This window comes from Modestobacter sp. KNN46-3 (genome assembly GCF_011039295.1).
This window is the reverse complement of the sequence record NZ_JAAKGN010000160.1, coordinates 1-10,568: the sequence shown is the minus strand read 5'-3', so window position 1 is coordinate 10,568 and position 10,568 is coordinate 1. Positions and strand designations below refer to the sequence as shown.

Sequence of the window (10,568 nt, the reverse complement as noted above, 5' to 3'; positions counted from 1 at the left end):
CGGCCAGCTCGGTGACGTCCTCGCGGGCCGGGTCCAGCCACTCCGCCCAGCGTTCCGGCGGCAGCACCAGCGGCATCCGGGGGTGCACCTCGGTGAGCGCGCCGACCGCGGGGGCGGTGACCACGGTGCAGCTGTACAGCCGGTCCTCACCCCGGCCCCACACCTCCCAGAGCCCGGCGAAGGCGAGCCCGGAGCCGTCCTCCGGGGTGACGTAGAACGGCTGCTTCCCGGGGCGGTCGTGGCGGGGCGCCCACTCGTACCAGCCGTCGGCCGGGACCAGGCAGCGCCGGCTCGCCGCGGCGGTGCGGAACGCGGGCTTCTCGGCGAGCGACTCGACCCGGGCGTTGAGCATCCGGTTGCCGACCGAGACGTCCTTGGCCCAGGAGGGCACCAGGCCCCAGCGCACGGCCCGGAGCTCGCGGTGCCCGCCGCCGGTGAGCGCGCCCTCGGCGTCGCGCTCCTTCTTGTGCCGCACCACGTACACGTCCTTGGTGGGGGCGACGTTGTGGTCGGCCGGCAACGGCGCCTGGCCCTCGACCGGGACGGCCTCGAACTCCAGCACCAGGTCCTCGGGACGGCGACTGGCGGCGTAGCGACCACACATGCGGGGCTCCTCCCGGACGACGACCTCACCGAGCCTAGGTGCGCCCACCGACGACCCGCCGTGCGTCACCCGGGGTGAGCGGGGTAGGACGGGGACACAGACCCGACGCACCGCGACGAAGCACGACGGAGGGCACATCACGTGACGACCACCCAGGCTCCCTCGACAGAGCAGCCGAAGACCGCCAGCGACGCAGGCGCACGCCCGTACGCGACGGTGAACCCCTACACCGGGAAGACGGAGAAGGAGTTCCCCTTCCTGGAGACCGACGCCATCGACGGCGTGGTCGAGCAGGCCCACGCCGCCTTCGGCGACTGGCGCCGCCGGTCGGTGGAGGAGCGCGCCGCCGTCGTGGGCCGGGCCGCCGAGCTGATGCGCGAGCGGCAGGACGAGTTCGCCGCCCTGATCACCCGGGAGATGGGCAAGCGGATCCAGGAGGCCGCCGGTGAGGTGCAGCTGGCCGCCAGCATCCTCGAGTACTACGCCACCAACGGCCCGCGCTTCCTCGAGCCGAAGCCGATCGACGTGATGGGCGGCGGCGAGGCCGAGGTGGTCAACGAGCCGATCGGCGTCCTGCTGGCGATCGAGCCGTGGAACTACCCGCTGTACCAGGTGGTGCGGGTGGCCGGCCCGAACCTGACCCTGGGCAACACCGTCCTGCTCAAGCACGCGGAGAACAACCCGCAGTGCGCGCTGGCCCTGGAGCAGCTGTTCCGGGACGCCGGGGCCCCGGAGGGCGTCTACACCAACCTGTTCCTGCGGATCGCCGACGTCGAGCAGGTCATCGCCGACCGGCGGGTGCAGGGCGTGACGCTGACCGGCAGCGAGCGGGCCGGGGCGAGCGTGGCCCAGCTCGCCGGCAAGCACCTCAAGAAGTCGGTGCTGGAGCTCGGCGGCAGCGACCCGTTCATCGTGCTCGACGCCCCTGACCTGGGGCGCACGGTGAAGGCCGCGACCATGGCCCGGATGGCCAACACCGGCCAGGCCTGCATCGCAGCGAAGCGGATCATCGTGCTCGACGAGGTCTACGACGACGTCGTCGCCGGCCTGCAGCAGGCCTTCGGCAGCTTCACTCCCGGCGACCCGGCCGACCCGGCCACGACGCTGGGCCCGCTGTCCACCGAGCGGGCCGCGCAGGACCTCGCCGCGCAGATCCAGGACGCCGTGGACAAGGGGGCCACCGTGCTCGCCGGCGGCAGCCGCCCCGAGCACGACGGCGCCTTCGTCGAGGCCACGCTGCTGGCCGACGTCACCCCGGAGATGCGGGCCTACCACGAGGAGCTCTTCGGCCCCGCGGCCGTCGTCTACCGGGTGAAGGACGCCGACGAGGCCGTCGCGCTGGCCAACGACAGCGACTTCGGCCTGTCGGCAGCCGTCTACAGCGGCGACACCGAGCGCGCCCGGGCGGTCGCCGACCGGCTGGAGTCCGGGATGGTCTGGATCAACCAGCCCTCGGGCTCGTCCGCGGAGCTGCCCTTCGGCGGGGTGAAGCGGTCGGGCTACGGCCGTGAGCTCTCCGAGCTGGGCATGTTCGAGTTCGCCAACCGGCGGCTGGTCCGCACCATGCCGCCGAAGAAGCAGGCGGCACCGGCGCAGCACGTCGGAGGCTGACGTACCGGCGCCCCGGCCCCGGGCCCCGGCCCGGGGCCGGGGTCGCCGTCACGGCGCCGGCCGAGGACGACGGCAGGGCAGGATGAGCGCATGACCGAGGTCTGGACGACGCCTGCCCGCCGCACCCCGGTGGACGCCGTGGTGACCCTCCCCGGGTCCAAGTCGATCACCGCCCGCGCCCTCGTGCTGGCCGCGATCGCCGACGGGCCCAGCCGGCTCGTGCGCCCGCTCCGCGCCCGGGACACCGACCTGATGGCCGCCGGGCTGCGGGCGCTCGGGGTCGGCATCGCCTCCGACGGCGCTGACTGGCTGGTCACCCCGGGCTCGCTGCACGGGCCGGCCGAGGTGGACGCCGGGCTGGCCGGCACGGTGCTCCGGTTCCTGCCGCCGGTGGCCGCGCTGGCCACCGGGCCGGTGCGGCTCGACGGCGACGCCCGGCTGCGGGACCGGCCCAACGCCGGGCTGATCGCCGGGCTGCGCGACCTCGGCGTCCGGGTCGACGACGACGGCCGCGGCCGGGCCCCGTTCACCGTGCACGGCACCGGTGCGGTGCGCGGTGGTGCGGTCACCGTCGACGCCAGTGAGTCCAGCCAGGTGGTGTCCGGTCTGCTGCTGGCGGCGGCCCGGTTCGACACCGGCATCGAGCTGACCCTCGCCGGGAGCCTCCCCTCCCTGCCGCACGTGGAGATGACCGTGCGGACGCTCGCCGAGCACGGGGTGCAGGTGCGCCGGACCGACGGTGGGTGGCACGTCGCCCCGGGCCCGATCGCCGCCCTCGACCGCGTCGTCGAGCCCGACCTGTCCAACGCCGCGCCGTTCCTGGCCGCGGCCCTGGTCACCGGCGGCCGGGTGACCGTGCGCGACTGGCCGACCGACACCACCCAGCCCGGCGCGCAGCTCGACCGGCTGCTCACCGCGATGGGCGCCGCCGTGGCCCGCACGCCCGAGGGGCTGCAGGTGACCGGGGGCGCCCGGATCGCCCCCCTCGAGGCCGACCTGGGCGAGGTCGGTGAGCTGACCCCGGTGCTCGCCGCGCTGTGCGCCCTGGCCGACGGGCCCTCCCGGCTCACCGGGATCGCCCACCTGCGTGGCCACGAGACCGACCGGCTGCAGGCGCTGGACGAGGTGCTCAGCGCCGTCGGCGCCCGGGTCGAGCAGCTGCCCGACGGGCTGGTCATCACCCCGGGGCCGCGCCGGGCGGCGCGACTGGACTCCTACGCCGACCACCGGATGGTGCACGCGGCGGCCGTGCTGGGCCTGGCGGTCGACGGCATCGAGGTCACCGACCCGGCCGCGGTGACCAAGACGCTGCCGGACTACCGGGAACGCTGGGCCGGCCTGCTCGGCGAGGGCGCCGGGGTGCCCGCGTGAGCCGGAGGATGGACAGCCGTTCCGACGAGGACGACGTCCGCGTCCGGGCCTCGCGGCACGGCTCCCGTCCCCGCACCCGCACCCGCCCCACGCACGAGGAGGCCGTGCCCGGGCTGGTCATCGCGGTGGACCGCGGCCGGATGACGGTGCGGGTCGAGGGTCCTGAGGGCTCCCCGGTCGACGTGACCGCGATGCGCGCCCGCGAGCTGGGCAAGCACGGCGTCGTCGTCGGTGACCGGGTGCGCCTGGTGGGCGACACGACGGGGCGCACCGACAGCCTGGCCCGGATCGTGACCATCGCCGACCGGGTCACCTCGCTGCGCCGCACCGCCGACGACACCGACCCCACCGAGCGAATCGTGGTGGCCAACGCCGACCAGCTCGTCGTCGTCACCTCGATCGCCGACCCCGAGCCGGCGCTCGGCTTCCTGGACCGCTGCCTGGTCGCCGCCTACGCCGGGGGGCTGTCGCCACTGCTGGTGCTGACCAAGTCCGACCTGGCCAGCCCGCAGCCACTGCTGGACCGGTACGCCGGACTGGAGGTCGACGCGGTCCCGATGTCCCGCGAGGCGCCGCTCGATGAGCTGGTGACCCGGCTGCGGGACCAGATGAGCGTGCTGGTCGGCCAGTCCGGGGTCGGCAAGTCGACGCTGTTCAACCGGCTGATCCCGGGCGCCTTCCGGGCCATCGGCGACGTGAGCAAGATCGGCAAGGGCAGGCACACGTCCTCCTCGGCGGTGCTGCTGGACCTGCCCGGGGGCGGCACCCTGATCGACACCCCGGGCATCCGCTCCTTCGGGCTGGCGCACGTCACCCCGCAGGACGTGCTCGCCGCCTTCGACGACCTCGCCGAGGCCGCGGTCGACTGTCCGCCCGCCTGCGGGCACACCGCCGCGGACCCGGAGTGCGCCCTGGACGCCTGGGCAGCCCAGGGTCCACCGGCCGCCCGGGAGCGGCTGGGCAGCTTCCGCCGGCTGATCACCGCCGTCGGCCAGCTCACCCCCGGCCACTGAGGACGGACCCCGCCCTCCTCGGGACGGGGCCACTCCCCATCCCTCGCGAGCTCGGGGCGGGCCCCTGAGAGGGGGCCGCGCTCGCGGTGGGGCCGTGCGGGTCCGCTCAGATCGCGCGGGGGGTGATCGCGCGCTCGGTCCAGCCGCCGTGGTCGTCCGGGTCGACGCGGTACGCGCGGGCGCCGGGCCGCACCGTGACCGCCTCCGCCAGCTCGGTGCCCCGGTAGTGCAGGCCCACGCCGTCCTCGGTCGCGTAGCCGGCGGGCAGGGCCCCGGCGGCCACCAGCCGGCGGTAGGTGTCCCGGCGCGGCTGGGCGGTCAGGTCGTCGTGCACACCGTTGCTGAACGGCAACAGGGCCAGGCCCTCGGTGAACGGGTCGAGCCGGTCGGACCACGAGTCGGTGGGCCCGCCCACGTGCCAGCACAGGCTGCCCGCGCTGGGGCCGGCGAGCACCACCCCGGCCTCCCAGCACTCGCGCAGCACCGTCGGCAGGCCGTGCGCCCGCCAGACGGCGATCAGGTTCACCACACTGCCGCCCTCGACCAGCACGACGTCCTGGGTGAGCAGGTGGCCACGCACGTCGGGGACGCTCGGCTGCGGGAACAACCGCAGCACGCTCAGGACGACGTCGTCCCGGCCACCGAACACCCGCTGGTACGCCGAGACCGCCGCCGGGTCGTCGCCCACCGCCGTCGGGACGTAGCACAGCCGCACCGGCCCACCGCTCGTCCGGCGGGCAGCGCCCAGGGCCAGCACGTGCTCCAGGAGCGGCCGGTTGCCCCGCTCCCCCGGCTGCGGCTCGATGACACCCGAGAACGCGAACACCTGCCGTTGCACCGTCACACCTCCACGTAACCGCCGCTGCGCCAGTAGACGCCCGACTCCCGGGTCATCAGCGCCTCGTCCACCAGGTATCGGCGGAGCGCGGCCACATCCGGGTGCCAGGCGGCCAGCAGTGCGTTGACCTCCCGCTCCGGGTAGCGGACGCCCGGCTCGAACACGTGCACGAGGTGCTCGAGCACGACCCGGCGCTTGCTGTGCTGCGCGGGGACGGAGACCAGCCTGCCGTCCCGGACGAACGCGCGCAGCACGGCGTCGGCACCCGGGTCGTCGGACAGTCGCGGCACGGGCGGGGCGGTGGCGGCCGCTGCCCGGGCCGCCTCCCCGAACCGCTCGGCGTGCAGCGCGAGCAGGTGACCGTCGCGGTGCACCAGGCCGGCCCGGGACAGCCGCCGTGCGGCCAGCGCGACGTCCTTCAGGGGCAACCCCGACGCCTCGGCGACCTCGGTGAGGGTGCCCGCGCCGAGCGCGAGGGCGGCCACGACCTTCAGCCGCGCTGGATCGGCCAACAACCCGACGATGGTCCCGGCCTCCACTCCCCGACGGTATCCGTGCATCGCCGGCGCGGCTGCGGGTACCCGGAGGTCCATGGTGAGCCCGATCGACATCCAGAAGGCCCTGTCCGGCATCGACTACCCGGCCAAGAAGGACGACGTGGTCAAGCACGCGGAGTCCCAGGGGGGTAGCGCGGAAGTCGTCGACGCCCTCAAGGGGATCGACGACCAGGAGTACGACACCCCGGCGGCGGTCAGCAAGGCCGTCTTCGACTGAGGAAGGACCCCCTCTCCCCCCACGCCTCGCAGGCTCGGCGCGGGCCCCTGAGAGGGGGCCGCTCCAGCACGTCACCACGCTCGGGGCGGGCCCCTGAGAAGGGGCCGCTCCAGCACGTCACGAGGGTCGGCGCGGGCCCCTGAGAGGGGGCCGCGCCAGCACGTCCCCACGCTGCGGGCGGGCCCGGACGGGCCCGCCCGCTAGGTTCGGGCCATGACGGCTGGTCAGCGGGGATACAACGAGGACATGCGCCTGGCGCACGTACTGGCCGATCAGGCGGACGCGATCAGCCTGGACCGGTTCCGGGCGCAGGACCTGCGGGTGGACACGAAGCCCGACCTCACTCCGGTCACCGACGCCGACCGCGCGGTCGAGGAGCAGCTGCGCAGCACGCTGGCCCGTGCGCGCACCCGGGACGCCGTGCTCGGCGAGGAGTTCGGCAGCACCGGCCGCGGCGACCGGCGCTGGGTCATCGACCCGATCGACGGCACCAAGAACTTCGTCCGCGGCGTCCCGGTGTGGGCGACGCTCGTGGCCCTGCTCGACGGCGACCTTCCGGTGGTCGGTCTGGTCTCGGCACCCGCGCTCAACCGCCGCTGGTGGGCGGCGGCGGGCACCGGCGCCTGGACCGGACGCCGACTGGAGAACGCCACGCGCTGCACGGTGTCCCAGGTGGGCGCGCTCGCCGACGCGAGCCTGTCCTACTCCAGCCTCTCCGGCTGGGAGGAGCAGGACCGGCTGGAGCCCTTCCTGGACCTGACCCGCTCGGTCTGGCGCACCCGGGCCTACGGCGACTTCTGGAGCTACATGATGGTCGCCGAGGGTGCCGTCGACGTCGCCTGCGAGCCGGAGGTCTCGCTGTGGGACCTGGCCGCCCTCGACGTGATCGTGCGCGAGGCCGGCGGCGCGTTCAGCGACCTGGCCGGCAACGCCGGGCCGGCCGGGGGGAGCGCCGTGGCCAGCAACGGCGTCCTGCACCCCGACGTGCTGACGGCGCTCGCCCCCCGAGGGGAGTGAGCGCCGCCGGCACGGGTCGAACGGGTCAGGACGAGGTACCGGACCCCGCGCCGGAGCCGCCGCCGCCACCCTGCACCCGGCGCCGGACGTCCTGGATCTTCGCCAGGGTCTTCGGGTCGCTGGCCAGCTGCTGGGCCTTGTCCGTCGCCTGACGGATCACCTGCCTGCCCTTCGGGCTGTTGGCGACCTTGTCGAACTTCGCCCGGGTCTTCGGGTCCTTGGCCAGCTGCTGGGCCTTGTCCGTCGCCTGCCGGATGACCTGCTTGCCCTTCGGGCTGTTCGCGAACTGCATGACCTTGTTCATCAGCGACGCCATGGTGCGCCCACCCCCTTGCTCTCCTGCGGTTCCCGGTCGGGCCGCTCGTCGGCGTCAACGGTGCCAGCAGCGCCGACGTTCCGCGCGACGGGCCGGGCATCAGCCCCGGGCAGCTGCCCAGCGTGCGCGGACGGCGCCGGACTCCGCCGCCCGCCCCGGCTCGACGACCGGCCCGGCCGCCCGTGCGGGCACCAGGTCCAGGCCCACCCCGCGGGCGGCGAGCACCGCGGCGCCGGCCGCCGATGCGCTCCGGACCTGCACGTGCTGGACCGGTCGGGCGAGCACGTCGGCGAGCAGCTGCTGCACCCCGGCGTCCCGCGCTCCCCCGCCGGTGAGCACGACCGGCCCGTCGGCGTCCGGCCCGAGCAGGTCCAACGCCGCCGCCACGGCGCACGCCACGCCCTCCAGCGCCGCGCGGGCGAGGTCCGCCCGGGTGGTGTCGGCCGACAGCCCGGTCCAGCCACCACGGTCGGTCGGCCCGGCCACCCCGCCCCGCTCCCCCGTCAGGAACGGGGAGAAGACCACGCCTCCGGCCCCCGGCCGGGTGGTGGCGAGGGTCGCGGCGAAGGCCGGCCAGTCCAGGCCCAGCACCTCGCGGACCCAGGCCCAGGCCGTCCCGGCGTTCTGCAGCGCGGCCATGGCGTACCAGCCGTCCCCGGCGTCGGCGTAGCAGTGGACGGCGGGCTCCGCGCCCGGCCGGCACGCCACACCCGGCCGGATCACCTGGGCCCCGGACCCGAGGTTGACCTGGACGCCGGTGCGCGTGCCGGCGGCCAGCAGGGCGAGCGGCGTGTCGGCGCCGCCGACCACCACCGGAACTCCCCGGCCGAGCACCCGCGCCGTACCGACGACGGTCGATCCCGGCAGGACGGCGGGGAGCAGGGCCGGGTCGACGCCGGCGGCGGCGGTGGCCGCGGTCGACCAGCGGTCACCGGGCACGTCCCACAGCAGGGTCGCCGACGCGTCGCTGCGATCGGTGACGGCGGGGTCGGCGCCGGGCACGAGGGCGGCTCGGACGGCGTCCTTGGGCAGCAGCACCGTCGCCGCCCGGGCCACCAGCTCCGGATGGTGCACGCCGAGCCAGGCCAGCAGCGGCCCGGTCATCCCGGCGGCCAGCGGGTTGGCCAGCGCGGCGCGGTCTGGCTCCGGGAGCTCCCGCCAGCGGCACAGCTCCGCGGTCGCCCGCTGGTCGGGCCAGAGCAGCGCCGGGGCGAGCGCGGCGCCGGACCGGTCCACGAGCACGGCCCCGTGCATCTGGCCGGAGAACCCGAGGGCCGCGACCGGCCGATCGCCCAGCGTCGCGGCCACCGCGGTGAGGGCGTCGTCCAGCGCGCGGCGCCAGACGGCGACCTCCGTCTGCGCCCAGCCCGGCCGCGGACGCTCGACCGGGTAGCCGACCTCGCTCTCCGCGACCACCACCCCGTCGAGGTCCAGCGCGGCGAGCTTGAGCCCGCTCGTGCCCAGGTCCGCGCCGAGCACGACGGTCATCGGGCGCTCCGCCCCGCTGCAGCTCTGCGCTGGGTCACGCCCTGAATCTGACCTCGTCCGCGCGCGTGCCGCCAGCCGCCGTCAGCTGCCGCGCAGCAGCCCGGTGGCGGTGAGCTCCTCGGCGATGTCGCGCAGCTTGACGTTGGTGCGCTGCGAGGCGTGCGTGAGCAGCGTGAACGCCTGCTCGGAGGTGACCTTGTAGCGCTCCATCAAGATGCCCTTGGCCTGCTCGATGACCGCGCGAGAGGCCATCGCCTGGCGCATGTTGGCCACGTCGTCGGTCGCCCGGGCAGCCGCCTCCGCGTTGCCGACGGCGATCGCGACGAAGGCCGCCACCTCCTCCCCGGCGGCGACGTCGGCGTCACCGAAGGCAGCGGGGTGTCGGGCGTAGTTGTTCAGCGCGCCGATGTTCGCGCCCTGGAAGGGCAGCGGGATCGACAGCGAGCTGCGCACCCCCAGCTCCGCGACCTGCCGCGCGTAGTCGGGCCAGCGGTCCTCGCACAGCATGTCCTCGATGAGGAAGACCTCCCCGGACCGCCCTGCGTCGAGGCACGGGCCGTACCCGCGCTCGTACTGCAGTTCGTCGGCGTCCATCGCGATCTGCCCGTCGAAGGCAGCGGTGAAGGCGCGGTCGTCACGGATCAGCGTGATCGAGGTGGCCTCGGCACCAGGGATCGCACGGTGGGAGATCTGGACGATCTCGGTCAGCACCTCGGGCAGCTCCCGGCCCGCGAGCACGACTCCGGCCAGCTCCTGGTGCAGCGCGCCAAGGCTCTCGGTCATCGTCTCGGGGGTTCCCTCTCCAGTCCGGCGGGTGGGCCGTTGGTTCGACGTCCGCCTCCGGCGGGTGGCATGCCCGACCGGCCGACCGAGCGTATACGCCGTAAACGGGTCGGTCGCACAGCCGGGCGCCGAGTCCGGCCCCGGAACTCGGTTGTCCCGCCCCGACCTCCGCGCCAGGGTCCGGACATGACCACGACGGCAGCAGTGGAGCAGCTCCTCCCCGGCGGCCTCCGCCTGCGGAGCTGCCGCCCCGGCGACTTGGAGCAGGTGGGCGCACTGCTGGCCGACCGTGGCGAGCCGGCCGACGCACTGGACCAGCGGCTGGTCGTGGAGGACCCGGACACCGGCTGGGACGCCACCGCGGTGGTGGTGGACGGCGACCGGGTGGTCTCCACCGCGACCCTGCTGGCCGACTCCGTGCGGCTGGAGGACGTCGTCCTGCCCGCTGGTCAGGTCGAGCTGGTGGCCACCGCCCCCGCCTACGAGGGCCGGGGCCTGGTGCGGGCGCTGATGGCCTGGGCGCACGACCGCTCCGCCGCCCGGGGCGACCTGCTGCAGGTGATGATCGGGATCCCGTACTTCTACCGGCTGTTCGGCTACGAGTACGCGATCGACGTCCCCCCGGCCCGGCCGGTGCCGCCGGAGTAGACCGAGCCCTCCGGGTCGGCGCCGATCACCTGCACCCGGCCCTCGCTCGCCTCCTTGAGGTAGCGGCCGACGCCGGAGATGGTGCCGCCGGTGCCCGCGCCGGTG

12 protein-coding genes and 1 pseudogene are annotated in these 10,568 nt (G+C 75.2%); 6 read left to right on the top strand and 7 right to left on the bottom strand.

The features are described 5' to 3' along the window. On the bottom strand, window positions 1-604 hold a 604-nt coding region (locus G5C62_RS22560), incomplete at its 3' end, for an SOS response-associated peptidase (protein ID WP_164702768.1). A gap of 141 nt (window positions 605-745) precedes the next feature. On the opposite strand from G5C62_RS22560, the gene G5C62_RS22555 reads away from it, so the two are divergent. The 3 genes from G5C62_RS22555 to rsgA all read left to right on the top strand — a co-directional run bounded on the left by G5C62_RS22555 (window position 746) and on the right by rsgA (window position 4,599). Then, window positions 746-2,215 (top strand): NAD-dependent succinate-semialdehyde dehydrogenase, encoded by a 1,470-nt coding sequence (locus G5C62_RS22555; protein WP_164702767.1) that lies wholly within the window; start codon window positions 746-748, stop codon window positions 2,213-2,215. A 90-nt stretch (window positions 2,216-2,305) separates the two neighbouring features. Then, window positions 2,306-3,586: a 3-phosphoshikimate 1-carboxyvinyltransferase gene (gene aroA, locus G5C62_RS22550; protein ID WP_164702766.1), complete on the top strand. Its 1,281-nt coding sequence runs from the start codon at window positions 2,306-2,308 to the stop codon at window positions 3,584-3,586. Beyond that, entirely contained in the window at window positions 3,583-4,599 is a 1,017-nt protein-coding gene (gene rsgA / locus G5C62_RS22545; protein WP_241176069.1) for a ribosome small subunit-dependent GTPase A, read from the top strand. Before aroA ends, rsgA begins: the two co-directional genes overlap by 4 nt. A gap of 106 nt (window positions 4,600-4,705) precedes the next feature. Here rsgA and G5C62_RS22540 read toward each other — a convergent pair whose 3' ends face one another. Together G5C62_RS22540 and G5C62_RS22535 are read right to left on the bottom strand one after the other, a co-directional pair. Further along, window positions 4,706-5,437 carry a peptidase E gene (locus tag G5C62_RS22540; protein WP_241176068.1) on the bottom strand — a complete coding sequence of 244 codons (732 nt, stop codon included), beginning with the start codon at window positions 5,435-5,437 and terminating at the stop codon, window positions 4,706-4,708. Between the two features lie 2 nt (window positions 5,438-5,439). Beyond that, complete coding sequence (locus G5C62_RS22535; RefSeq protein ID WP_164702765.1) at window positions 5,440-5,976, bottom strand: DUF2087 domain-containing protein; 537 nt, start codon at window positions 5,974-5,976, stop codon at window positions 5,440-5,442. Between the two features lie 52 nt (window positions 5,977-6,028). Here G5C62_RS22535 and G5C62_RS22530 point away from each other — a divergent pair, with 52 nt between their 5' ends. Both G5C62_RS22530 and hisN read left to right on the top strand, forming a co-directional pair. Beyond that, complete coding sequence (locus G5C62_RS22530; protein WP_164702764.1) at window positions 6,029-6,211, top strand: DUF2795 domain-containing protein; 183 nt, start codon at window positions 6,029-6,031, stop codon at window positions 6,209-6,211. A 213-nt stretch (window positions 6,212-6,424) separates the two neighbouring features. Continuing rightward, on the top strand, window positions 6,425-7,228 hold the full coding sequence (hisN, locus tag G5C62_RS22525; protein ID WP_036340275.1) for a histidinol-phosphatase: 804 nt from the start codon (window positions 6,425-6,427) through the stop codon (window positions 7,226-7,228). A gap of 25 nt (window positions 7,229-7,253) precedes the next feature. Here hisN and G5C62_RS22520 read toward each other — a convergent pair whose 3' ends face one another. The 3 genes from G5C62_RS22520 to G5C62_RS22510 form a co-directional block, all read right to left on the bottom strand. Continuing rightward, on the bottom strand, window positions 7,254-7,544 hold the full coding sequence (locus G5C62_RS22520; protein WP_164702763.1) for a hypothetical protein: 291 nt from the start codon (window positions 7,542-7,544) through the stop codon (window positions 7,254-7,256). A 99-nt stretch (window positions 7,545-7,643) separates the two neighbouring features. Beyond that, window positions 7,644-9,032: an FGGY family carbohydrate kinase gene (locus G5C62_RS22515; RefSeq protein WP_164702762.1), complete on the bottom strand. Its 1,389-nt coding sequence runs from the start codon at window positions 9,030-9,032 to the stop codon at window positions 7,644-7,646. 81 nt (window positions 9,033-9,113) lie between these two features. After that, entirely contained in the window at window positions 9,114-9,815 is a 702-nt protein-coding gene (locus G5C62_RS22510; RefSeq protein ID WP_164702761.1) for a GAF and ANTAR domain-containing protein, read from the bottom strand. A 69-nt stretch (window positions 9,816-9,884) separates the two neighbouring features. Between G5C62_RS22510 and G5C62_RS22505 the strand changes: the two genes are divergently transcribed. Beyond that, a complete protein-coding gene (locus tag G5C62_RS22505) occupies window positions 9,885-10,463 on the top strand; it encodes a GNAT family N-acetyltransferase (protein ID WP_346774138.1) in 579 nt (192 codons plus the stop codon). On the opposite strand, the pseudogene G5C62_RS29050 reads toward G5C62_RS22505, so the two are convergent. Then, window positions 10,442-10,568, bottom strand: a pseudogene (locus tag G5C62_RS29050) (cysteine synthase A); the annotation flags it as partial. The gene G5C62_RS22505 and the pseudogene G5C62_RS29050 sit on opposite strands and share 22 nt — an antisense overlap.

Bases quoted from the DNA above. Each gene is read 5' to 3' on its own strand.
- G5C62_RS22530 (WP_164702764.1), top strand. From the start codon at position 6,029: ATGGTGAGCCCGATCGACATCCAGAAGGCCCTGTCCGGCATCGACTAC.
- G5C62_RS22515 (WP_164702762.1), bottom strand. From the start codon at position 9,032: ATGACCGTCGTGCTCGGCGCGGACCTGGGCACGAGCGGGCTCAAGCTC.
- G5C62_RS22520 (WP_164702763.1), bottom strand. From the start codon at position 7,544: ATGGCGTCGCTGATGAACAAGGTCATGCAGTTCGCGAACAGCCCGAAG.
- aroA (WP_164702766.1), top strand. From the start codon at position 2,306: ATGACCGAGGTCTGGACGACGCCTGCCCGCCGCACCCCGGTGGACGCC.
- G5C62_RS22505 (WP_346774138.1), top strand. From the start codon at position 9,885: ATGCCCGACCGGCCGACCGAGCGTATACGCCGTAAACGGGTCGGTCGC.
- G5C62_RS22510 (WP_164702761.1), bottom strand. From the start codon at position 9,815: ATGACCGAGAGCCTTGGCGCGCTGCACCAGGAGCTGGCCGGAGTCGTG.
- hisN (WP_036340275.1), top strand. From the start codon at position 6,425: ATGACGGCTGGTCAGCGGGGATACAACGAGGACATGCGCCTGGCGCAC.